The sequence below is a fragment of the Blastococcus capsensis genome (assembly GCF_030165005.1).
GTDB classification, from domain to species: Bacteria; Actinomycetota; Actinomycetes; order Mycobacteriales; family Geodermatophilaceae; genus Blastococcus; species Blastococcus capsensis.
Window position 1 is genome coordinate 258,587 of the sequence record NZ_JASNNW010000001.1, and the last position, 23,620, is coordinate 282,206.

Genomic DNA, 23,620 nt, shown 5'->3' on the forward strand with positions numbered 1-23,620 from the left:
CACCGGAGGTGTGTCAGTGAGCGCCGAAGGCCCCGGGTCCCCTCCGGAGGTGTGTTGATGCCCGGTCCCGTCACCGACCCGCGGGGCGCCGCGGCTGCCACACCGACCCGGCGCGGGACCGAGGCGGCGATGCTGGCGTTCGCCGTCGTCCTCACCACGGCCGCCCAGGCCATCGTGGACCTCACGGTCACCGGCTCGCTCCGGCCGGAGATGGCGATGTTCAGCGCGTGGATCACCGCGCTGTGGATCGTGGCGCACCTGGCCGTCCGCCGTTGGGCGTCGTACGCCGACCCGCTGCTCCTGCCTGCCGTCGCCCTGCTCGTGGGGCTGGGGCTCACCGTCATCCACCGGCTGGACCTGGCGGCCGAGATGTCCGGGAACACGGCGTCGCGCGAGGACGCACCCGTGCAGCTGATCTGGGCCACGCTCGGGGTGGCCCTCTTCGTGGCCGTCCTGGTCATCGTGCGCGACCACCGCGCGCTCTCCCGGTTCGCCTACACCCTGGCTCTGCTCGGCATCGTGCTGCTGGCCCTGCCGGCCGTGCTGCCCGCCTCCATCTCGGAGGTCAACGGCGCCAAGATCTGGATCCGGGTCGCCGGATTCTCCATCCAGCCCGGGGAGTTCGCCAAGATCTGCCTCGTCGTCTTCTTCGCCGCATACCTGGTCGACAAGCGCGATGTGCTGGCGCTGGCCAGCAAGAAGGTCGCCGGCCTGGAGCTGCCGCGGGGCCGCGACCTGGGCCCGGTGCTGCTGGCCTGGATCCTGTCGATCCTGGTGCTGGTCTTCGAGCGCGACCTGGGCAGCTCGCTGCTGCTCTTCGGCATCTTCGTGGTCATGCTCTACATCGCCACCGAGCGCGCCAGCTGGCTGTTCATCGGCCTCACGCTGTTCGCCGGCGGCGCGCTGATCGCCTACCAGATCTTCGGTCACGTCCGCGCGCGCGTGGACACGTGGCTGGACCCGTTCGCCTACATCGACGGCGCCGGTTACCAGCTGGTGCAGTCGCTGTTCGGGCTCGGCACCGGTGGCCTGTTCGGCGCCGGCCTCGGTGGTGGCCGCCCGGACCAGGTGCCGATCGCCAAGAGCGATTTCATCGCCGCCGCGGTCGGTGAGGAGCTGGGCCTGTTCGGCCTCGTGGCCGTGATCGTCGTGTATCTGATCCTCGTCGAGCGCGGATTGCGCACGTCACTCGTCGTCCGCGACGCCTTCGGCAAGCTGCTGGCCGCCGGGCTGGCGTTCGCCGTCGCCTGGCAGGTCTTCGTCGTCCTCGGCGGGGTCACCGGGTTGCTCCCGCTGACCGGGCTCACCACGCCGTTCCTGGCCTACGGCGGCTCGTCGCTGGTGGCCAACTTCGTCCTCGTCGCGCTGCTCGTCCGGATCAGCGACGCCGCCCGGCGACCGGCCACCCCGCACACGCCGGCGGTGCGGCTCGGGGAAGCCCCGACCGAGGTGGTGACGCCGTGAACGCCCCGCTGCGCCGCGTCGCCATCAGCGTCCTCGTGCTGTTCACCCTGCTGATCATCAACGTCAACGTCATCCAGGTGGTCCGCTCGGAGGCGCTGCGCGACGACAACCGCAACACCCGCGTGCTGGCCGAGACCTACGACCGCGAACGCGGGTCGATCATCGTCGACGGCACCGAGATCGCACTGTCCGTGCCCACCGACGGCCGGCTCACCTACCTGCGCACGTATCCGCAGGGTCCGCTGTACGCGCCGGTGACCGGCTACCACTCGCTGGTGTACGGCAACCGGTACATCGAGGACGTCATGGACGACGTGCTCTCCGGGGACGACGACCGGCTGTTCGTCCGCCGCATCGCCGACCTGTTCACCGGCCGCGACCCGGCCGGCGGAGATGTCGTGCTGACCCTCGACCCCGCCGTGCAGGCGGCCGCCATGGCCGGCCTGGAGGGCGTCACCGGCGCCGTCGTCGCGCTCGACCCCCGTACCGGCGCGATCCTCGGCATGGCGAGCACGCCCACGTACGACCCGGGCCTGGTGTCCGGCCACGACCCCGAGGTCATCCGGGAGAACATGGAGCTGATCACCGGGCAGGACCCCGACCCCCGGGTGAACCGGGCGATCGAGGACAACTTCCCGCCCGGCTCGCTGTTCAAGGTGATCGTCGCCGCCGCCGCGCTGGAGGACGGGCTGACCCCTGACTCCGTCGTGCCGGCCCCCCGCGAGCTGCCCCTGCCCGGCAGCAGCCGGGTGATCCCGAACTTCGGTGGATCGGCGTGCAGCCCCAGCGGCGAGCAGTCGCTGCTCGACGCCCTGACCATCTCGTGCAACACCGCGTTCGCCCAGCTCGGCCTCGACCTCGGCGAGGAGCGGGTGCGCGAGATGGCCGAGGCGTTCGGGCTGGACGACGAAGGCCTGGAGATCCCGCTCGAGGTGGTGCCCAGCACGGTGGGCGACATCGTCGACGACGCGGCCCTGGCCCAGACCTCCATCGGTCAGCGCGACGTGCGGATGACCGTGGTGCAGGCGGCCCTGGTGGCCGCCACCGTGGCCAACGACGGCGTGCAGATGAAGCCCTACCTGGTCGACGAGCTGCGCGCACCCGACCTGTCGGTGCTGGCGGAGACCGAGCCCGAGGCGCTGCGCGAGCCGATCTCCGCCGAGGTCGCCGACCAGCTCACCGAGATGATGGTCAGCGTGGTCGCGCAGGGCTCCGGCCGCGCCGCGCGGCTGCCCGGCATCGAGGTCGCCGGCAAGACCGGCACCGCACAGGTGCGCGAGGGCGTCCCCGACCACAACTGGTTCATGGGCTTCGCGCCGGCCGACGACCCGGAGATCGCCGTCGCCGTCTTCGTGGCCAACGGCGGAGGTACCGGTGGGGATGTGTCCGCCCCGATCGCACGCGACGTCATGGCGGCCTACTTCGAGGGGCAGGACTGATGGCACTCGGCATCGGAAGCCTGCTGGCCGGGCGCTACGAGATCACCGCGCCCATCGCCACCGGCGGGATGGGCGAGGTGTGGAAGGCCCGCGACCAGGTGCTGGACCGCATCGTCGCGGCGAAGGTGCTCAAGACCGAGTACACGAACGACCCGAGCTTCCTGGCCCGTTTCCGCAACGAGGCACGCCACACCGCGGCGCTGTCGCACCCGAACATCGCCTCGGTCTACGACTACGGGGAGACGACCGACGACAGCGGCCTGCAAACCCTGGCATTCCTGGTCATGGAGTTCGTCGAGGGCCAGCCGCTGGTCACGATCCTGCACGAGGAGGGCCGGCTCCCGGTCGACTGGACCCTGCACGTGCTCGCCCAGTCCGCCGACGGGCTGTCCGCCGCGCACCGGGCGGGCGTGGTGCACCGGGACATCAAGCCGGGCAACCTCATCGTGCGGCCCGACGGCGTCGTCAAGCTCACCGACTTCGGCATCGCCCAGGCCCGCGACGCCGCTCCGCTGACTCGCACCGGCATGGTCGTGGGCACCGCGCAGTACCTCTCCCCCGAGCAGGCGCAGGGCATGGAGGTGGACGCCGCCTCCGACGTCTACTCCCTCGGTGTCGTCGGCTTCGAGTGCCTGGCCGGCGCGCGGCCGTTCGACGGCGCCTCGCAGGTGGCGATCGCCCTGGCGCACATCAACCGCCCGCCACCACCGCTGCCGGGCGACATCCCGCCCGCCGTCCGGCTGCTCGTCGAGCGGGCGCTGGCCAAGGACCCGACCGACCGCTTCGCCGATGGCGGCGCCTTCGCCGACGCCATCCGGCGGGTGGCCGACGGCGGCGACCTGACCCCGGCCGCCTCCGTCGTCGCGCCCGCCACGGCACCCACCCGGGTGGTCGACGTCGCCGCCGACGGGCGCACCCAGGTGTTCGCCACCCCGGCCGCTGGCATGCCCGTGGTCCCGGCCGCCACCGGCGCCCGCCCCATGCCGCCCCTGCACGCGCCGCCGGACGGCGACGAGGCGTGGCTGGCCGAGGAACCGCCGGACCGCGGCTCCGGCCGTCGCTGGGCCTGGGCGGCAGGGGCCGTGGTGTTCCTCCTGCTGCTCGCCGGCACCACTTATCTGCTGCTGGCCGGGAACGGCGACGAACCGGGCCGCACGCAGGCCGACCCCGCGCCGAACGTCACCACCACCAGCGCCGCCCCCACCACGGTGACGCTGGTGGCCGCCGACTACATCGGCCGGGACGCCGACGAGGTGCAGGCGGAGCTCGGGGACGCGGGCCTGCTGGTCACGCAGGACGACGCCCCCGAGGACCTCCTGGAGTCGCTCGGCCGGTCGCTGGACGAGGGCGCCGTCGCCGGTCTCCTGCCCGAGGGACGCGTGCCACTGGGCGCCGAGGTGACGCTCTACGTCGCCGTCGACGGGTGGGTGCCCGGGGCGGCCGAGGACGACGAGGTGGACGAGGAGGAGCCCGTCCCGACGACCGAGCCGGCTCCCGAGACGACCACGTCGTCGCGTCCGGCGACGCCGATCCCGACCGCGCCCGTGCAGCCACCCGCCGGGGAGGGCGAGGAGGAAGGCGAGGAGGAGGGCGAGGACGGAGCGAGCCCGTCGCTCGGTGGCGAGCCGGCCCCCACGACGACCAGTCCCTCCCCCAGCCCTACGCCGACGACGACACCGACCTCGGTGTCCTCCACCCCGACAGACGGGGCCACCGATGCATCGCCAGTGGCGGATGGTGGCCAGTGAGCCCGGTGGTCCTCGCCTCCCGGGTTCCGGCCGATCCGGCGGTTAGGCTCGCCGACGGCCTCCTGTCCGCGGGAGCCACCGCCGGGACGCCCCGCGACACCGGGGTGCGGACGGCGCACCGAACCGCCCGAGAGGACCGTCGATGACCACGCCGCAGGTGCTCGGTGAGCGCTACGAGATCGGCGGAGTCCTGGGCCGCGGCGGCATGGCCGAGGTGCACCTGGGACGCGATCTGCGCCTCGGCCGCGAGGTGGCCGTCAAGGTGCTGCGCAACGACCTGGCCCGCGACCCGTCGTTCCAGGTGCGGTTCCGCCGGGAGGCGCAGGCCTCCGCGTCCCTCAACCACCCGGCGATCGTCGCCGTCTACGACACCGGCGAGGACCGCACCCCCAGCGGCGCGACGCCGTACATCGTCATGGAGTACGTCGAGGGCGAGACGCTCCGCGACGTCCTCCGCCGAGAGGGCCGGCTGCCGATCGAGCGCGCCATGAGCCTGGCCGCCGACATCTGCGGCGCGCTGGACTTCAGCCACCGCAACGGCATCGTGCACCGGGACGTCAAGCCCGGGAACGTCATGATCACGCCCCAGGGCACGGTCAAGGTCATGGACTTCGGCATCGCCCGCGCGGTCTCCGACTCGGCGGCGACCATGACGTCCACCGCCGCGGTGATCGGCACCGCCCAGTACCTCTCCCCGGAGCAGGCGCGCGGTGAGGGTGTCGACGCCCGATCCGACGTCTACTCCCTCGGCTGCCTGCTCTACGAGCTGGTCACCGGGGCTCCGCCGTTCACCGGTGACTCGCCGGTCTCGGTGGCCTACCAGCACGTGCGCGAGGATCCGCGGCTGCCGTCGTCGATCAACCGCGACGTCCCGCCGGAGCTCGACGCCATCCTGATGAAGGCGATGAGCAAGAACCCGGCCAACCGGTACCAGTCGGCCGCCGACATGCGCAACGACCTGCTGCGGGCGCTGGCCGGGCAGCGGGTGGAGGCGACGCCGGTCATGGGCGAGGACGAGAAGACCGCGATCATCGGTGCGCCGGTCGGGAGCTACCGATACGCCGACGACGACTGGGACGGCGACGAGGAGGCACGGCGTCGCAAGCGGCGGATCATCGCGATCGTCTCCGTCCTGGCCGTCCTGCTGCTCGGTGGTGCCATCGCCGCGGCCGTGGCGCTGAACGGCGGTGCGGAGCCCCCTCCGGTCGTCGCCCAGCAGGTCCAGGTCCCGCCGGTGGTGGGGCAGCCCGTGGCCGAGGCCCGGCAGGCGATCACCGACGCCGGTCTGGCGGTCGGCGAGGTGGCGGAGCGGGACACCACCGACCCGAACCAGGTGGGCGTGGTGCTCGAGACGACACCCGCCGGCGGGGCGCAGGTCGATCCCGGCAGCGAGGTGGCGCTCGTCGTGGGTGTCGCCCCCGACAGCATCACCGTGCCCAGCCTGGTGGGCTTCACCGAGGACCAGGCCCGGGAAGCCCTGGAACGGGCCGGGTTCACCGGCAGCATCGACACCCGCGAGGAGGACTCCCTCGAGGAGGAGGGGACGGTCGCCAGCGTCGAGCCGGCCGTGGGTGCGCCGGTGCCCCCCGATGGGACGGTCACCCTCGGCCTGTCCACGGGGACGGTCGACCTGCCCGACGTGACCGGTGTCCCGCAGGCCCAGGCGATCGCGACCCTCACCGAGGCAGGGTTCACCGAGGCCCAGATCCTCGTGGAGGAGATCGAGTCAGCGGAGGCGCCGGGGACGGTCGTGAGCACGACCCCGGGGCCGGCCGGCCCCGCCTCCACCGGTACGCGCATCGTCCTGCAGGTCTCCGGCGGGGTCGCCCAGGTCGCCGTGCCCAACGTCCGGGGGCAGTTGCGCGCCGACGCCGAGACCAATCTGCGAAACGCCGGGTTCACCAACATCCAGTTCGTGAGCGCGGACGGTGAAGGAGACCCCGGCGTGGGGCCGAGCGAGGTGATCGGCACGGAGCCGCCGGCCGGCAGCATGCAGGCCCGGGACACGCCGATCACCGTCCTGCTGAATCCGGAGGCGGGCCCAGGTTCCGTCGACTCCGACTGACCGACGGGACCACGACGAAGGGCTCCTCCCCGCGACGGGAGGAGCCCTTCGTCGTTCCGGCGGGGCTGCTCAGGGGATGGCGGAGGACAGCCGCTGGGCGGCCGCCGTGGCGGCGGACACGACCGACTCGTCCGGCGACAGCCCGCAGGCCGCCAGCCAGGTGGCCAGCATCCGGTGGCCGCCTTCGGTGAGCACCGACTCCGGGTGGAACTGCACCCCCTCGATGGGCAGCTCGCGGTGCCGCAGCGCCATGACCAGGCCTGTGGGGGTGTGCCCGGTGACCTCCAGCTCGCCGGGCACCGTGGCGGGGTCGACGGCGAGGGAGTGGTACCGGGTCGCAGTGAACGGTGAGGGCAGCCCGGCGAGCACGCCGCGGCCCTCGTGCACCACCTGGCTGGTCTTCCCGTGCAGCAGCTCCGGCGCCCGGACCACCTCGGCGCCGAACGCCTCCGCGATCGCCTGGTGGCCGAGGCAGACGCCTAGAACCGGCGTGCCCTGCTCGGCGGCGGCCCGCACCATCGGCACCGTGACGCCCGCGTCGGCCGGCGTTCCGGGGCCCGGGGAGAGCAGCACCCCGGCAACGTCCAGATCGGCCAGCTCGTCGACGTCCACGGCGTCGTTGCGACGGACCACGCAGCGGACGCCGAGCTGTCCCAGGTACTGGACCAGGTTGTAGACGAAGCTGTCGAAGTTGTCGACGACGAGGACCGGACGGTCGGCGGCGGTCATCGCGGTCGGAACTCCTCGCTGGACGGTGGGACGGCGGCCTCGTCCCGCATCCGCTGTCCGCTCAGGGAGCGCCGGCGTACTGCAGGGTGAGGCCGCCATCGTAGGCGGGCACGGTGACCTCGGGCCGGTCGCGTACCTCGAACGTGAGCCCGAACGCGTCGGCGGCCTGCTCGAGGATGCCCACCTGGGGAGAGGCCTCGAGAGCGGCCTCGACCGCGGCCGCGTCGACGACGGCCGTCACCACGAACGGCGGGGAGTAGGTGCGGCCCTGCAGCAGCAGGGTGTTCCCCACGCAGCGCACCGCACTGGTGGAGATCAGCCGCTGGTCCATGACCGCCACGCCGTCGGCGCCGGCAGCCCACACGGCGTTCACGACCGCCTGCACGTCGCTCTGGTGGATGACCAGGTCGTCGGCGCGGGCGTTGCCGGGCAGGCTGCCGTCGGGGCGCTGGGGGGCGTCGTCGAGGGTGATGACCACGCCGGCACCGGACACCGGCACGAGGCCGGCCGGTACCGCGCCGGCGGAGCCGACGGCCTGTGCCTCGGCCACCGCACCGTCCCGGCTCGCGGCCTGCTCGGTCAGCAGCTGCACCCGATCCTGGAGCCCGGCCAGCTGCCGCCCCTGCCGGGTGACCGCCGCCTCCCGTTCCTCGATCAGCTGCGACAGCTCGGTGACGTCGCCGGCGCGCAGGTCGGTGCCCTGGGCGGTGCGCCCCGACGTGGCGAACAGCAGGCCCGCGGCGACGGCGACGACGGGCACCAGCGCGCTCCAGGGGGAGTGGCGACCACCACGCAGCAGGGAGCGGGACACCGGCACCTCCTCGGATCGCGACGCGCGACGGCTCGCTCGGGTGAGGCGGCGCCGTCGTCGTCGCCGCGAAGTTTAGTCTGGGTGACAGTTCCGGTCGGGGAGAACGAGCCCGGCCCCCGGGAGGGAGTTCGTACGTGCCCAAGTCGAAGGTACGCAAGAAGTCGGTGTACACGCCCCCGGAGGACGCCGGCCGGTCGCGCGGCGCGCAGCCGAAGGCCCTGCAGCCCAGCCCGCGCTGGTACGCGCCCGTCATGGTGGCGCTCATGCTGTTCGGGCTGCTGTGGATCGTCGTCTACTACGTCGCCGGTGACCAGATCCCGTTCATGGTCACGCTGCAGGCCTGGAACTTCGCGATCGGGTTCGGTGCCATGGTCGCCGGGCTGATCATGTCGATGCGCTGGCGCTGATCAAGGGCCCTCCTGCCCCCGCCTCTCGCAGACTGGGTGCGGGACCTTGCAGAAGGCCGACCCCGAGGCCCTCGTCCCCGTCCGGGGACGGGGGCCTCGGTCGTTCCGGCCCGGTGCCGGCGGGGGGCCGGGGATGCTGTGCACAGTCGTCGGGCAGCGTCCACAGGTCGACATGACGCCCCACCCCCAGGGTTGTCCACCGAATGTGGAGGAAATGGAGGGGGTCGTGCCCGGCTGACCTGGGTTTTCTCCCCGCATGGGACGGGTGTGACAGGGCGTCCATCGGCGTAACTACAGCAATGTGAGTCTGTCCCCAGCTGTGTACCCAGTTGTGGACGAGTCGACATGTCCGTGCGTTCAGGTCGCTCGCCGGACCCTCGGTTGTCCGCGCTGACCAGCGGATACACCTGCAGGCACCCGGATGTGGACGGACCCGTCCGCTCACCGACGGCGAGCGGACGGCGACCCAGGGACACGGCCCTCCACAGCCGGGATGCCACAGCCCCCGGCCATTGGTCGGCCGGGGGCTGCGGCATCGCGATCGTGGGACCGACGGGGTGTCCCACACGCGGCAAGATCAGGCGTCGAGCAGCTCCAGGATCGTGGCGTTGGCGGTGCCACCGCCCTCGCACATGGTCTGCAGGCCGAAGCGGGTGCCGGTGGCCTGCATGTGGTGCACCAGCGTGGTCATGATCCGTGCGCCGGAACCACCGAGCGGGTGGCCCAGGGCGATCGCGCCGCCCAGCGGGTTGAGCCGCCCGGCGTCGGCGCCGATGTCGGCGAGCCAAGCCAGGGGCACCGGCGCGAACGCCTCGTTGACCTCGAAGACCCCGATGTCGTCGACCGACAGCCCGGATCGGGCCAGCACCTTCTGCGTCGCCGGGATGGGGGCGGTCAGCATGATGATGGGGTCGTCGCCGGCCATCACGGTGGTGTGGATCCGCACGATCGGGCGCAGCCCCAGCTCGCGGGCCTTCTCGCTGGTGGTCACGAGCAGGGCGGCTGAGCCGTCGGAGATCTGACTGGCGTTGCCGGCGCTGATGACGCCGTCCTCCTTGAACGGCGTCTTCAGCGAGGCGAGCTTCTCCAGGGTGCCGCCGGGGCGGATGCCCTCGTCGGCGTCGATCACGGTGCCGTCGGCGAGGGTGACCGGGGCGATCTCCTCGTCGAACGCGCCGTCGGCCTGCGCCTTGGCCGCCTTCTCGTGCGAGGTGAGCGAGAACTCGTCGAGCTGGGTGCGGGAGAAGCCCCAGCGCTCGGCGATCATCTCCGCGCCGATGCCCTGGTTGGGGAAGACGCCGTCGTAGCGCTCGAGGAAACGCGGGCCGAGCGGCTTGCCCGCCGAGCCGTCGGCGCGGGCCGAGCCCATGGGGACCCGGCTCATCGACTCCACCCCGCCGGCGACGACGACGTCGGCCTGACCGCTGATCACCGTGGCCGCGGCGAACGCCACCGCCTGCTGCGAGGAACCGCACTGGCGGTCGATCGTGGTGCCGGGCACCGATTCGGGCCAGCCGGCGGCGAGCGGCGCGTTGCGGCCGATGTTGAACGTCTGCTCGCCGACCTGGCTGACGCAGCCCCAGAAGACGTCCTCGACCACGGCCGGGTCGATGCCCGAGCGCTCCGCGATGGCGTTCAGCACGTGGGCGGACAGGTCGACGGCGTGCACGCCGGACAGCCCTCCCCCGCGCTTGCCCACCGGCGTACGGACGGCGGCACAGATGACGGCATCACGCATGGACCCACTCCTCGTCGACGACGGTCAGGCACCGGCAACCGGCTGCCCCGTCGCGATCGTATGTCCCGCGCCACACCTGGCAGGCTGAGGGCGTGCAGTGGTCTCCTCCCGCTCTCGTGCCGGCTTCGCTCGCGGTCGCCGGCGTGGCGTCGGGCGCGACCGCTCTGCTGCTGGACACCGCCGGCCGGTTCCTGGTGGGCGGAGCGGCCGTGCTGCTCCTCGCACTGGCCGTCCGGGAGGCGCTGCTGCGGCCGCGGTTGGCGGCCGGGGCCGACGGTGTCGAGGTGCGCACGCTGACCGGCCGCCGGTTGCTGCCGTGGGGGCTGCTGCGGGTGCAGGTGCGCACCGCCCGGCGGTGGGGCACCACCGTGCGCACGCTGGAACTGGACGCCTGGCCGCCGGCCGGTGAGGACGACGGCCTGCTCGTCGTCCTCGGCCGGTGGGACCTGGGCACCGACCCCCGCGAGGTCGCCCGCGCCCTAGACGCCGCGCGCGGAGCGAGGCCTAGAGGGTGACCACGGCGAGGGTCGAGACGCCCAGCGCCAGTGCGAGGAGGACGACGGTGATCGCGGCGAGGCCGGCGGCCTGGACCGGCCGGCGCCGGCGGGCGAAGACAAGCAGCGCAGCGACGGCGGCACCGGTCACCAGCCCGCCGAGGTGCCCGAGCAGGGACACCCCGGGAAGGAAACTGATGAACACGTTGATGGCCAGCAGGACGAGGATCCCCCGGACGTCCTGCCGGCGGAGCAGCATCAGCACCCCGAGCGCACCCAGCAGGCCGTAGATCGCCGTTGATGCGCCCGCCACGGGACGCAAGGGGTCACCGAAGAGCTGGATCGCCGTCGAGCCGCCCAGCGCGGAGACCAGGTAGAGGCCCAGGTAGCGCCACCGCCCCAGCTGACGTTCCAGCTCGGAACCGAAGACGAGCAGCGCCAGCATGTTGAGCGCGAGGTGCAGCAGCCCGATGTGCAGGAAGGCGGCGGTCAGCAGCCGCCAGGGCTGGCCGAACTCGACGGCCAGCGGGTACTGGGAGAACTCCGCGAAGACCGGAGACCGGAAGTTGTCCAGCGGCGCGAAGCCGGCCAGCCCGGCCGAGACGGCCGTCACCAGGAACATGACGACGTTGATGGCGATCAGGGACAGGGTGACGGTGCCCCAGCGCGCGGCGGCGCCGCGGATGCCGGACGTGCGGCGTGGCGCGCGCGTCGTCGCCGCACCCTGCTGGACGCAGGCCGGGCACTGGAAGCCGACGGACGCCGGGATCATGCACTCCGGGCAGATCGGTCGGCCGCAGCGCGTGCACGAGATGCCGGTGGGCCGCCCGGGATGGCGGTAGCACGCCGGTGGCGGGGGAACCGGCTGGCCGCCGGCGCCCCCGCCGTCAGGTCCGGTGCTCAGCTGCGCTGCACCTCGACCGACTCGATGACGACGTCCTCGGCCGGGCGATCGTTGCGGCCGGTCGCGACCTTCCCGATCCGGTCGACGACGTCGCGGCCGGACTGGTCGGCCACCTCGCCGAAGATGGTGTGCTTCCCGGTCAGCCAGGTCGTGGGCGCCACGGTGATGAAGAACTGGGAGCCGTTGGTGCCAGGGCCGGCGTTGGCCATGGCCAGCAGGTAGGGCTTGGTGAAGGCCAGGTCGGGGTGTATCTCGTCACCGAACTGGTAGCCCGGCCCGCCGATGCCCTGACCGAGCGGGTCACCGCCCTGGATCATGAAGCCCTCGATGATGCGGTGGAAGACCGTGCCGTCGTAGAGCTTGTCGGTGGTCTTCTCGCGCGTTGCAGGGTGGGTCCACTCGCGACGGCCCTCGGCCAGGTCGGCGAAGTTGGCCACGGTCTTGGGCGCGTGGTCGGGGAACAGGTCCACGGTGATGTCGCCGTGATTGGTGTGCAGGACCGCGCGGCGGGCGGGAGTCGATTCAGTCACGCCCTCCACTCTCCCACCGCTGCATCGGTGAGGCGTCGCGGGGCTGGACGGGACCTCTGCCCGTGGTGATGTTCCACGTGGATCCGCGGGCGGATCGACGTGCTGGTATCGACGTCCTGGTGGAGACGAGGGGAATCGAACCCCTAACCCCCGCCTTGCAAAGGCGGTGCTCTGCCAATTGAGCTACGTCCCCGGGTGGCCCCGGAAGGCCGGTGGCTCAGCGGGTCGGCGTGCTGACCGCCCCCGGCCCACTGGTGGCTTCGTGCCACAGGTCGGCCTCGGTGCGGCCCGCCGAGCGCTTCCGGACAGCGGCCAGGGCCCCGGCTGCGACGGCGACGAGCGCCAGCTTCTTCAGCACGTGGAGAACCTCCTCGAGCGATTCGCCCGCCGCGGAGGCGACGACCGGAGGAGCGCGGAACCGACGTTCCGGCACACGGGTGGGCCTGGGAGGACTTGAACCTCCGGCCTCATCCTTATCAGGGATGCGCTCTAACCGCCTGAGCTACAGGCCCGTGAACCTCGAACAGCGTACCTGGCCCCGGCCCTGCCCCGACGAGGGGGTCCTCCGGTCCGTCGAGCGGGGCCCGGAGGGTTCCCCAGAGGGGCCGGGCTGCGCGGATCATGAGCCGGAGACGGCGCCCGCTTGCGGAACCCTCGGGCGAGCCGCCCTGCGGGGCGTGTGCGAGGAGTGGGAGCCGGAGGCTCCCCGACGAGTGCGCGAGCAGGGCTCAACGCACCCGGGGGACGGCACCTGGCCGCGGTGCGGTCCGGAGGACCGCCATGTCATCGCCCGCGGTGCGGTCCGGAGGACCGCGACGGACAGAGCTCAGTCCCGCTCGGAGAGGGTGACCTCCAGGCCGCCGACGAGGTCGGAGCACAGGTTGTAGATGAAGGTCCCCACGGTGCACAGCGCGGTCAGCAGGACGACGTTGATCGCACCGACGACCGCGGCACCCCAGAAGATCACACCCGGCGTGAGCACGTCACCGCCGCCCTCGGCACCCGAAGCGCTGCCGATCTGCCCGAACAGGTCGTTGACGGCCTCGAAGACACCGAGCCCGCTCAGCACCAGGTACAGCAGCCCGACCGCGACCATCCAGATGAAGAAGAGGGCGATCGACAGCACCAGCGAGATCTTCAGCGCCGACCAGGTGTCGATGTGCCGCAGCTGGAGGCGGGCCCGCCGAGGACCGCGACCGGCCTGCCGACCGCGGGTCGGCCTGGTGGCCGACGTCGTCCCCGTGGCCGGTCCGCTGGCCTCGGTGGTGGACGCTGCCGCGGTGGTTCCCCCGGCCGCGGGCGAGCCGGGCGCGGGCAAGGGCGGGGGACCTGCAGGGGCCGGCGGGGCACCTGCGGGGGACTGTGCCGGCGACGCGCCGGTCTGCGGGCCGAGTGGCTGCGGGACCACCGGGACGGCGCCGGCACCGGTGCCGGGCCCTTGGGCCCGCTGGCTGCCGGTCGCCGGGATGGCCTGCGTCGTGGAGGCGTCCCCGGCGGTCGGGGCACCCTCGGCGGGAGCCCCGTCCCCGGTCCAGGAGTCGGTGCGCACCGAACCCTGCGTCCGGTCGCTCATACCAGTCTCCCGTTCCCCAGCGGCGATGCCGCTACCTCGGTACCGCGCTCCGCGGCGGTCTACGACCGCCGCGGAGCCATGGCCACGTGCCTGACTAACCACTCACCCTAGGCCGCGGGCTCGTCGTTGTCCGTCGTACGCGCGATTGCCACGATGCTGACGTCCTCAGGCAAGTTCATGAGCTTGACACCCATAGTGGCCCGGTCCTTGTTGTGCCGCACGCCGTTGACCGGGGTGCGGATGACACCGCCGCCGGAGGTGATGGCGTACAGCTCGTCCCCGAGGGTCACCGCGAGGGCGCCGACCAGCGCACCCTTCCGCGCCTTGGGGTCGGCGGTGAGCACGCCCTTGCCGCCCCGCCCCTGGTTCGGGTAGTTCTCGATGCCGGTGCGCTTGGCGAACCCGCGCTCGGTGGCGACGAGGACGTCCACGCCTTCCTGGACGACCATCATCGACAGCAGCCGGTCGTCCTCGGACAGCGCGATGCCGCGGACGCCCTCGGTGGCCCGTCCCATCGGCCGCAGTGCGACGTCATCGGCGGTGAACCGGATGGACATGGCCTTGCGCGTGACCAGGAGCAGGTCCTGGTCCTGGTTGATCAGCACGGCACCGACCAGCTCGTCGCCGTCGCGCAGGTTGATGGCGATCACGCCACCCTGGCGTGGGGAGTCGAAGTCGGTCAGCCGGGTCTTCTTCACCTGCCCACGCGCGGTGGCCAGCGCGAGGTACGGCGCCACCGAGTAGTCCTTGATCTGCATGACCTGGGCGATCTTCTCGTCCGGCTGGAAGGCCAGGATGTTCGCCACGTGCTGGCCCCGGGCGGTGCGGTTGGCCTCCGGCAGCTCGTAGGCCTTGGACCGGTACACCCGGCCCTTGTTCGTGAAGAACAGGATCCAGTCGTGCGTGGAGCCCACGAAGAAGTGGTCGACGATGTCGTCCTGCTTCAGGGCCGCACCCATCACACCCTTGCCGCCCCGGCGCTGCGAGCGGTAGAGATCGCTCTTCGTCCGCTTCGCGTACCCGGTGCGGGTGATGGTGACGACGACCTCCTCCTCCGCGATGAGATCCTCCATGGAGACGTCGCCGTCGTTCGCGATGAACTGGGTGCGCCGGTCGTCGCCGTACCTCTCCACGATCTCGGCGAGCTCGTCGTGGATGATCTGCCGCTGCCGCTCCGGCGAGGCGAGGATGGCCTGCAGCTCGGCGATCTCGCGCTCGATCTCGGCCAGCTGGTCGAGGATCCGCTGCCGCTCGAGAGCGGCCAGCCGGCGCAGCTGCATGTCCAGGATCGCGGTCGCCTGGATCTCGTCGACGTCGAGCAGCTCCATCAGGCCCGTGCGGGCGGCGTCGGCGGACTCGCTGTTGCGGATGAGCGCGATGACCGCGTCCAGCTGGTCGAGCGCCTTGGCGTAGCCGCGCAGGATGTGCGCGCGCTCCTCGGCCTTGCGCAGCCGGTACCGGGTGCGCCGCTGGATGACCTCGATCTGGTGGTTCACGTACTCGCGCACGAGTTCGTCCAGCCGCAGCGTCCGCGGGACGCCGTCGACGATGGAGAGCATGTTGCAGCCGAAGGTGGTCTGCAGCTGGGTGTGCTTGTAGAGGTTGTTCAGCACGACCTTGGCGACGGCGTCGCGGCGGAGCGTGAAGACCAGTCGGCGGCCGACCCGGTCGCTGGACTCGTCGGCGATCTCGCTGATGCCCTGCAGCCGGCCGTCCTTGACCGCCTCGGCGATCGACTCGGCCAGGTTGTCGGGGTTGACCTGGTAGGGCAGCTCGGTGCAGACGAGCTGGACCCGGCCGCGGGCGTCCTCCTCGACGGTGACCACGGCGCGCATGCGAACCGAGCCGCGACCGGTCCGGTAGGCGTCCTCGATGCCCTCGCGGCCCACGATCAACCCGTGGGTCGGGAAGTCGGGGCCCTTGATCCGTTCCATGCAGGCGGTCAGCGCCTCTTCCGGCTCGGCGTCGGGGTGCTCGAGCACCCAGAAGACCGCGGCCGCGACCTCGCGCAGGTTGTGCGGGGGCATGTTCGTCGCCATGCCGACCGCGATGCCGGCAGAGCCGTTGATCAGCAGGTTCGGGATGCGTCCCGGCAGGACCAGCGGCTCCTGGTTCTTGCCGTCGTAGTTGGGCTGGAAGTCGACGGTCTCCTCGTCGATGTCCCGCAGCATCTCCATGGCCAGCGGGGTCAGCCGCGCTTCGGTGTTGTGGCTGACGAACCCGTTGGTGAGGAAGGCGTGGTCCTTGGACTCCACCTTCAGCGAAAACACGGGCGCTTCCCCGGCCGCCTCAACCGAGGCCACCTCGGCATAGTGGAAGCGACCGTCGACCAGCGGGGCGACGACGGCCAGTGCCTCGGCGTTCGTGACGTTGGCCTCGATGAGGTCGCGGTCGCGCTCCCACCGCTCGACGCGATCGATGTTGTGCCGGCGCAGCCAGTCCCGCTCGGTCCACCGGCCCGCCCCAGTGGCGCGTAGGAAGTCGGCGACGAACGGCACGTGGTCGCTGGACATCGCGGTGCTCTCGGCCGGCACCTGCCCCAGCTCGGCGGTGAGCTTGTCCTGCTTGCGTCCCCAGAAGCCGACGTTGGCCGCGAACAGCCGCGCGTCACGCCGGTTGCTGACGACGACCTTGATCTCGCCGCTGCCGTACCGGCACAGGCTGGACACGACGCCGAACTCGAGCAGCAGCTGCTGGACCTCACGCGCCAGCCGATCGCTGCGCGTGGAGTAGCTGATCTGGATCGTGTTGCGCGGAAGCAGGGATGACGAGCCGTCCCCCTCGAAGAGCGCCTGCAGGAACAGCCGACGCGTGCCGATGGTCGCCCGCCAGAGGAACCCGGGTACGCGCTTGTCCGCGCTGCGTTCCCCGACCATGTCGGCCAGATCGGTGCGCCGCAACGAGGCGAGGTCCTGAACATCCAGCTCGTGCAGCACGTTGCCGGAGGCGATCACCCGGGACGAGACGTATCGCCGGCCACCCACGTGCCGGTCGTAGGCGGCCAGGACGGCGTCGAAGAACTCGCCGTCGAGGTTGTTGAACCCGGCTCGCCCCCCGGAGACCCACCCCTCGCTCACGAACGCGCCGGCCAGCAGGGCGGCATCGGCATCGCCGGCAGAGGGAATGTCCTGCTCCTCGCGTGGCATGCGCTGCAGCACCACTCGATCGCCGGGCGCGATCTCGTCCAGGAGCTTCCAGAGCAGCGTGGGCACACCCAGCACGCTGACCAGGCAGAGCACCGGGTGGTTGCCCGTGCCGGTGAGGGAGAAGCCGCCAGTGGTGGTCAGTTTCCTGACCGGGTGCGTCCCGGAGTGGAAGACCTTGCTCGCCAGCACTGGATCGCCATTGCGGTCGAGGACCTTGAGCTCGAGGTCGCGGTCGCTGTTGGGGGCCATGCCCCGAGCCAGTTCGCCGATGGGAACGGTCCCGTCGACGGTGCGGATCAGCGTCTCCGAGACGGTGCAGTACCGCATGGCGGCGGCCGGGTCGTTGCCCGGCGAGCCGAAGTTGCCCTGGCCGTCGACCAGCGGGTAGCGCATCGACCAGGGCTGGGCCAGCCGGACGAGCGCGTCGTAGATCGAGGTGTCGCCGTGCGGGTGGTAGTTACCCATCACCTCGCCGACGACGCGGGCGCACTTGACGTAGCTGCGGTCGGGCCGGAAGCCCTGGTCGTACATCGCGTACAGCACCCGTCGGTGCACCGGCTTGAGGCCGTCGCGGACCTCCGGCAGTGCGCGCCCGACGATGACGCTCATCGCGTAGTCGATGTAGCTCCGCTGCATCTCCTGCTGGAGGTCGACCGGCTCGACGCGGTCGCGGGGTGGGGTCTCCGTCACGGTTCAGGTCCTCAGGGTGAATGAACCCGCAGAATGCGAGCTTGCGAGTGGGGTCTGCGGCTTCGTTCATCCCTCGCCGCAGGCGACGCTTCTTGTATTGGTTCGTCAGTGCAGCGGAGCTGCTCGTGTCCCACACCGGCAGGTGCGTCTCAGACGTCCAGGAATCGGACGTCCTTGGCGTTGCGGGTGATGAAGCTCCGACGGGCCTCGACGTCCTCGCCCATGAGCACGCTGAACAACTCGTCGGCAGTGGCGGCGTCCTCGAGGGTGACCTGCAGCAGGATGCGGGTCTCCGGGTCCATGGTGGTCTCCCACAGCTCCTTGGCGTTCATCTCGCCGAGGCCCTTGAACCGCTGGATGGCGTCGTCCTTGACCTTGCGACCGGACTCGGCGGCCGCGCGGATCACGGCGTCCTTCTCCCGGTCGGTGTAGACGTAGTCGTCGGCGTGCTTGCCGCCCCACTTGATCTTGTACAGCGGCGGCTGGGCCAGGTAGACGTGACCGGCCTCGACCAGCGGCCGCATGAAGCGGAACAGCAGGGTCAGCAGCAGCGTGCGGATGTGCTGGCCGTCGACGTCGGCGTCGGCCATCAGGATGATCTTGTGATACCGGAGCTTCGACAGGTCGAACTCGTCGTGGATGCCGGTGCCGAACGCGGTGATCATCGACTGGACCTCGTTGTTCTTGAGGACCCGGTCGATGCGTGCCTTCTCGACGTTGATGATCTTTCCGCGGATCGGGAGGATGGCCTGGAACATCGAGTCGCGGCCGGACTTGGCCGAACCACCGGCCGAGTCGCCCTCGACGATGTAGATCTCCGAGGAGCGCGGGTCGGTGGAGCGGCAGTCGGCCAGCTTGCCCGGCAGAGAGTTGTTGCTCAGCAGGCTCTTGCGGGCCAGCTTGCGGGCGTCCTGCGCCGCGCGACGGGCACGGGCCGCGGACGACGCCTTGTTGATGATCGTCTTGGCCTCGGTGGGGTTGGCCTCGAACCAGTGCTGGATCTGCTCGTTGCAGACCTTCTGCACGAAGCCCTTCACCTCGGTGTTCCCGAGCTTGGTCTTCGTCTGGCCCTCGAACTGCGGGTCGCCGATCTTCACCGAGACGATCGCGGCCAGGCCCTCCCGGATGTCCTCACCGGTGAGCTTCTCGTCCTTGGCCTTGAAGAGCTTCTTCTCCTCGGCGTACCGGTTGACGATGGAGGTCAGCGCGGTGCGGAAGCCCTCCTCGTGGGTGCCGCCCTCGTGCGTGTTGATGACGTTGGCGAACGAGTACACCGACTCGGAGTAGGCCTCCGACCACTGCATCGCGACGTCGACCGACATGCGCATGTCGTTCTTGCCGAGGCCCTCGGAGGAGAAGCTGATGACCGACTTGTGGATCGGGCTCTTCTTCGCGTTGATGTGGGCGACGTAGTCCATGAGACCGCCGTCGTAGCGGTAGGTGATCTCGGTCGGCTCGGAGGCTTCCGGCTCGGCGGCCGGCGCCGGCGCCTCCTCGACGAGCGAGACCTCCTCGGCCAGGCCGGTTTCGGTCTTGCTCTTCCCGGGGCGCTCGTCGCGCAGGACGATCGTCAACCCCTTGTTCAGGAAGGCCATCTCCTGCAGCCGGCGGCTGATGTGGTCGAACGAGTAGTACGTCGTCTCGAAGATGTCACCGTCGGCCCAGAAGGTGATCTGGGTGCCGCGCTTGGTGGTGGGGCCGATCTTCTCCAGCGGACCCGGCTTGGCCATGTCGTAGTGCTGGTGCCACTCGGTCCCGTCCCGCCAGACGCGCACGTCCAGCGCCGTGGACAGCGCGTTCACGACGGTGACACCGACGCCGTGCAGACCACCGGAGACGGCGTAGCTCTTGCCGTCGAACTTCCCGCCCGCGTGCAGGACGGTCATGATCACCTCGACGGTGGGCCGCTTCTCCACCGGGTGCATGTCCACCGGGATGCCGCGGCCGTTGTCCTCGACCCGCACGCCGCCGTCGGCCAGCAGGGTGACCCGGACGGTGTCGCAGTGCCCCGCGAGCGCCTCGTCGACGGAGTTGTCGACGACCTCCTGGATCATGTGGTGCAGGCCGCGCTCACCGGTGGATCCGATGTACATGCCAGGGCGCTTGCGCACCGCCTCGAGACCCTCGAGGACGGTGATGGAGCTGCCCGAGTAGGCGTTCTCGGTCTGGGGTGCTGCGACCACGTGGGGCCTTCCTCTCGAGCAACCGGCGACCCTCGCCCCTGACACAGGGACAGGGGGCGGAACGGCGCAGAGCGGCGCTGAGCCGGTTGCTGACGGTTTCCGGGTCCCACGATACCGCGAGGTCTGACAGGAACAGCGCCGTCCACGCCCTGACGTCGTGTCTGCGCCTCTCGGGGAAGTCACGCCACCATCGCTCTTACCCCCGCTGCCGACACGCCGTCGTCGACGCGATGGGGCGGTCCACCGCGTCGGGCGGGAGGGCCGGGCGACCCGCAGACTCGGGCGCATGGCCGCACCGGACGACCCATCCGGTCCTCCGCCCGCCTCCGCGCCGCTCACCTGCCTGGTCACCGGCGCCACCGGGTACGTCGGTGGACGGCTGGTTCCGGAGCTGCTCGCCGCCGGTCACCGGGTCCGGGTCATGAGCCGTTCCCCGGAGCGGCTGCGCGACCACCCCTGGGCCGCGGACGTCGACGTCGCGCGCGCCGACGCGGGCGACGCGGAGGCGGTCGCCCAGGCCTGCTCCGGGGTGGACGTCGTCTACTACCTGATCCACTCCCTCGGCACCGGGCCGGAGTTCGAGGAGACCGACCGGTGCACGGCGATGGTCGTGGCCGGGGCGGTGCGCGAGGCCGGTGTCGGCCGGCTGGTCTACCTCGGCGGGCTCGAGCCAGAGGACGAGGCGCTCTCCCCGCACCTGCGCTCCCGCGCCGAGGTGGCGGCGATCCTGCTGGGGTCCGGCGTACCGACCGTCGTGCTCCGGGCGGCCGTCGTCCTGGGCTCGGGATCGGCGTCGTTCGAGATGCTGCGCAACCTGACCGAGCGGCTGCCGGTCATGGTCACCCCGCGCTGGGTGCACAGCCGGATCCAGCCGATCGCCATCCGCGACGTGCTCCGGTACCTGGTGGCCTGCGCCCGGCTGCCGGCCGACGTGCACCGCTGCTTCGACATCGGCGGCCCCGACGTCATGAACTACGCCGAGATGATGCAGCGCTACGCCGGCGTGGCCGAGCTCCCGCGGCGCCGCATCGTCCCGGTGCCACTGTTCTCGCCGTCGCTGTCCAGCCACTGGGTCGGGCTGATCACCCCGGTGCCCGCGTCGATCGCCCGGCCGCTGGTGGAGTCGCTGCGCAACACGGTCGTCTGCCACGAGCACGACATCGCGTCGTACGTGCCCGACCCGCCGGAGGGGTTGCTGGGCTTCGACGACGCGGTGCGGCTGGCCATCCAGCGGATCCAGGACTCGGCGGTGACCACGCGCTGGGCGTCGGCGTCGGTACCCGGTGCACCGTCGGACCCGCTCCCCACCGATCCGGACTGGGCCGGCGGCAGCCTCTACGTCGACGACCGGATCCGGCCGGCCGCCGCACCACCTGCGGCGGTCTGGGAGGTGGTCGAGGGCATCGGCGGCGAACGCGGCTGGTACTCCTGGCCGCTGGCCTGGTGGGTCCGCGGCTGGCTGGACCGGGCGGTAGGCGGGGTGGGGCTGCGCCGGGGACGGCGGGACCCCGACCGGCTCTACGTCGGTGACGCCCTCGACTTCTGGCGCGTCGAGGAGCTGGAGAAGGGGCGGTTGCTCCGGCTGCGGGCCGAGATGCGACTGCCCGGCCTGGCATGGCTGGAGTTCCACGTGGAACACGACCCGGTCACCGGCGGCGCCCTGGTCCGCCAGCGGGCGACCTTCGCCCCCCGGGGGTTGGCCGGCCATCTCTACTGGTGGGCGGTCGCCGCCTTCCACGGGTTCGTCTTCGGGGGCATGCTCCGCGGCATCGCGCGCGCCGCCGAGCGATGACGTGGCGGTGCGCCCCGGTGGCCGCCGTCCTCCCGCACCGTTCGGCGTCCTCCCTCGGCCCTCGGCGTCCTCCCTCGACGGCGACCGTGTGCGAGGACGCTCGACGACCAGGGCACCTGATCCCAGCCACGCTCAGACCAGTAGTTGGGCGGCGGCCAGCTCGTGATAGAGCGGGCTGCGGTCCACCAGCTCCGCGTGCGTGCCGCGGGCGACGACCCGGCCCTGGTCGAGCACGACGATCTCGTCGCTGTCGAGCACCGTGGACAGCCGGTGGGCGACGACGAGCAGCGTCCGGCCGGCCGACGCCGCCGTCAGGGTCTCCCGCAGCAAGCTCTCGTTACGTGCGTCGAGACTGGCGGTGGGCTCGTCGAGCAGCAGCAGCTCGGGCCGGGCGAGCAGCGAGCGGGCGATGGCCAGGCGCTGGCGCTCCCCGCCCGAGAGCAGCACCCCCTCGTCACCGACCGCGACGTCGAGACCGCGGGGGGAGCGCCGGACGACCTGGGTGAGGCCGACGTCGGCGAGCACCGCCCACAGCTCCGGATCGGTGGCGTCGGGACGGGTGAGGAGCAGGTTGTCCCGCACCGTCCCCGCCAGGACGGGGGCCTCCTGCTCGACGTAGCCGAGCCGGGCCCGCAGCACGGCCCGCGGCAGCTCCCGCACGTCGGTCCCGGCCCAGCGGATCGTGCCCGAGTCGACCGGGTAGAAGCCCTCGATCAGCGCCAGGACGGTCGACTTCCCCGCACCCGAGGGACCGACCAGGGCGACCCGGCTGCCCGGGGCGATCCGGAGCGAGACGCCGCGGAGCACCGGAGTTCCGTCGGGATAGCTGAACGAGACGTCCTCGAGCTCGAGCAGGGCAGCCTCGCCGCGCCGGGCGGTCGGGACACCGACGGCGGGACGCTCTGGCCGGTCGTCCTCCTCCGGGTCCAGGCCGAGCACCTCCTGGATCCGGGTGAGCGCGCCGAGACCGGTCTGCAACTGCGTCCAGGCGCCGATCAGCTGCCCCAGCGGCATGACCAGCAGGAACAGGTACAGGATGAAGGCGACCAGATCGGCGACGCCGATCGAGCCGCTGGCCACCCGGTACCCGCCGACGCCGAGCACCGCCAGGAACGCGCCCTGGACGGCGATCGATCCGGCCGGCGAGACCAGTGCCTCACGCCGCGCGACCTGCACACCCGCGGCGTAGGCCCGCTCCGCGCCGGCCCCGACGGCGGCCGCCTCGCGGGTGGTCGCGCCGCTGGCCCGGATCGTCCGCACCGCGGACAGGGCGCGCTCCACCGCCGCGGTCATCGCGCCCACCTCCTCCTGGGCGCGTTGGGACATGCGGCGCACGCCCCGCGAGGCGAGGACCGCGGTCGAGGCGCCGATCGCGACGGCGAGCACCGTCAGCAGGAGCAGCCAGACGTCCACCACCGCCATGGCGACGAGGGCGCCGACCCCGACCACCACCGATCCGGCCACCTCCACCACGCCGGCGGTGACCGTCGCCCGCAGCAGCGTGGTGTCCGAGCCGACCCGGGACATCAGGTCGCCGGTGCGGCGGCGGTCGTACTCCGCCACCGGCAGGCGCAGCAGCCGGTCGGTCAGGACCAGCCGGGTGGTGAGGACGAACCCCTCGGCGGTGCGCTGGAGGACGAAGTGCTGCAGCGCGCGCAGCGCGGACGACGCCAGGAGGACGACGACCAGCAGGCCGACCGCGGGCAGCAGGGGCTTCCCCGCCCCCACCACCTCGATGACACGGGCGACCAGCGCGGGCTGGGCCAGGGCAGCCGCCGCCCCCACGAGCGAGAGGCCGGCGGCCATCAGCAGCGCGCGGCGGTGCGGCCGCAGCAGCGGGAGCAGGTCCCGCAGACCGGCGGCCGCCGGCGCGGCGGATCTCTCGGGGTCTACCGGGGCGGCCACGG

Annotated in this window: 17 protein-coding genes and 2 tRNA genes; 7 read left to right on the forward strand and 12 right to left on the reverse strand. The window is 71.9% G+C overall.

Annotation, left to right across the window (positions count from 1 at the left end):
* Positions 1-57: 57 nt before the first annotated feature.
* The 4 genes from QOZ86_RS01240 to pknB all read left to right on the forward strand — a co-directional run bounded on the left by QOZ86_RS01240 (position 58) and on the right by pknB (position 6,716).
* Positions 58-1,464 carry an FtsW/RodA/SpoVE family cell cycle protein gene (locus tag QOZ86_RS01240; RefSeq protein ID WP_284490123.1) on the forward strand — a complete coding sequence of 469 codons (1,407 nt, stop codon included), beginning with the start codon at positions 58-60 and terminating at the stop codon, positions 1,462-1,464.
* Positions 1,461-2,903, forward strand: coding sequence for a peptidoglycan D,D-transpeptidase FtsI family protein (locus QOZ86_RS01245; protein WP_284490124.1), 1,443 nt, complete (start codon positions 1,461-1,463; stop codon positions 2,901-2,903). The genes QOZ86_RS01240 and QOZ86_RS01245 overlap by 4 nt, the downstream gene beginning before the upstream one ends.
* On the forward strand, positions 2,903-4,651 hold the full coding sequence (locus QOZ86_RS01250; protein WP_284490125.1) for a protein kinase domain-containing protein: 1,749 nt from the start codon (positions 2,903-2,905) through the stop codon (positions 4,649-4,651). The genes QOZ86_RS01245 and QOZ86_RS01250 overlap by 1 nt, the downstream gene beginning before the upstream one ends.
* A 142-nt stretch (positions 4,652-4,793) precedes the next feature.
* On the forward strand, positions 4,794-6,716 hold the full coding sequence (gene pknB / locus QOZ86_RS01255) for a Stk1 family PASTA domain-containing Ser/Thr kinase (protein ID WP_284490126.1): 1,923 nt from the start codon (positions 4,794-4,796) through the stop codon (positions 6,714-6,716).
* A gap of 69 nt (positions 6,717-6,785) precedes the next feature.
* Here pknB and QOZ86_RS01260 read toward each other — a convergent pair whose 3' ends face one another.
* Positions 6,786-7,445: an aminodeoxychorismate/anthranilate synthase component II gene (locus QOZ86_RS01260; protein ID WP_284490127.1), complete on the reverse strand. Its 660-nt coding sequence runs from the start codon at positions 7,443-7,445 to the stop codon at positions 6,786-6,788.
* 61 nt (positions 7,446-7,506) lie between these two features.
* Positions 7,507-8,256, reverse strand: a complete 750-nt coding sequence (locus QOZ86_RS01265) for a DUF881 domain-containing protein (RefSeq protein ID WP_284490128.1) — start codon at positions 8,254-8,256, stop codon at positions 7,507-7,509.
* A gap of 134 nt (positions 8,257-8,390) precedes the next feature.
* Here QOZ86_RS01265 and crgA point away from each other — a divergent pair, with 134 nt between their 5' ends.
* On the forward strand, positions 8,391-8,663 hold the full coding sequence (gene crgA / locus QOZ86_RS01270) for a cell division protein CrgA (protein WP_284490129.1): 273 nt from the start codon (positions 8,391-8,393) through the stop codon (positions 8,661-8,663).
* 577 nt (positions 8,664-9,240) lie between these two features.
* Here crgA and QOZ86_RS01275 read toward each other — a convergent pair.
* Entirely contained in the window at positions 9,241-10,401 is a 1,161-nt protein-coding gene (locus QOZ86_RS01275) for a thiolase family protein (RefSeq protein WP_284490130.1), read from the reverse strand.
* Positions 10,402-10,493: 92 nt separating this feature from the next.
* On the opposite strand from QOZ86_RS01275, the gene QOZ86_RS01280 reads away from it, so the two are divergent.
* A complete protein-coding gene (locus tag QOZ86_RS01280) occupies positions 10,494-10,916 on the forward strand; it encodes a PH domain-containing protein (RefSeq protein ID WP_284490131.1) in 423 nt (140 codons plus the stop codon).
* Here QOZ86_RS01280 and QOZ86_RS01285 read toward each other — a convergent pair.
* The 8 genes from QOZ86_RS01285 to gyrB all read right to left on the reverse strand — a co-directional run bounded on the left by QOZ86_RS01285 (position 10,906) and on the right by gyrB (position 19,921).
* Positions 10,906-11,667 (reverse strand): rhomboid family intramembrane serine protease, encoded by a 762-nt coding sequence (locus QOZ86_RS01285; RefSeq protein WP_284490132.1) that lies wholly within the window; start codon positions 11,665-11,667, stop codon positions 10,906-10,908. The two genes, QOZ86_RS01280 and QOZ86_RS01285, sit on opposite strands and share 11 nt — an antisense overlap.
* A gap of 128 nt (positions 11,668-11,795) precedes the next feature.
* Complete coding sequence (locus QOZ86_RS01290; RefSeq protein ID WP_284490133.1) at positions 11,796-12,329, reverse strand: peptidylprolyl isomerase; 534 nt, start codon at positions 12,327-12,329, stop codon at positions 11,796-11,798.
* A 117-nt stretch (positions 12,330-12,446) separates the two neighbouring features.
* Positions 12,447-12,522 (reverse strand) — tRNA-Ala (locus QOZ86_RS01295).
* Between the two features lie 24 nt (positions 12,523-12,546).
* Positions 12,547-12,687: a DLW-39 family protein gene (locus tag QOZ86_RS01300; protein WP_284490134.1), complete on the reverse strand. Its 141-nt coding sequence runs from the start codon at positions 12,685-12,687 to the stop codon at positions 12,547-12,549.
* 80 nt (positions 12,688-12,767) lie between these two features.
* Positions 12,768-12,841 (reverse strand) — tRNA-Ile (locus QOZ86_RS01305).
* 314 nt (positions 12,842-13,155) lie between these two features.
* Positions 13,156-13,902 carry a DUF3566 domain-containing protein gene (locus QOZ86_RS01310; protein WP_284490135.1) on the reverse strand — a complete coding sequence of 249 codons (747 nt, stop codon included), beginning with the start codon at positions 13,900-13,902 and terminating at the stop codon, positions 13,156-13,158.
* A gap of 107 nt (positions 13,903-14,009) precedes the next feature.
* Positions 14,010-17,738, reverse strand: coding sequence for an intein-containing DNA gyrase subunit A (gene gyrA, locus QOZ86_RS01315; RefSeq protein ID WP_284490136.1), 3,729 nt, complete (start codon positions 17,736-17,738; stop codon positions 14,010-14,012).
* A 149-nt stretch (positions 17,739-17,887) separates the two neighbouring features.
* Positions 17,888-19,921 (reverse strand): DNA topoisomerase (ATP-hydrolyzing) subunit B, encoded by a 2,034-nt coding sequence (gyrB, locus tag QOZ86_RS01320; RefSeq protein WP_284490137.1) that lies wholly within the window; start codon positions 19,919-19,921, stop codon positions 17,888-17,890.
* A gap of 286 nt (positions 19,922-20,207) precedes the next feature.
* Between gyrB and QOZ86_RS01325 the strand changes: the two genes are divergently transcribed.
* On the forward strand, positions 20,208-21,713 hold the full coding sequence (locus tag QOZ86_RS01325; RefSeq protein WP_284490138.1) for an SDR family oxidoreductase: 1,506 nt from the start codon (positions 20,208-20,210) through the stop codon (positions 21,711-21,713).
* 132 nt (positions 21,714-21,845) lie between these two features.
* Here QOZ86_RS01325 and QOZ86_RS01330 read toward each other — a convergent pair whose 3' ends face one another.
* Complete coding sequence (locus QOZ86_RS01330) at positions 21,846-23,618, reverse strand: ABC transporter ATP-binding protein (RefSeq protein ID WP_284490139.1); 1,773 nt, start codon at positions 23,616-23,618, stop codon at positions 21,846-21,848.
* Positions 23,619-23,620 lie beyond the last annotated feature (2 nt).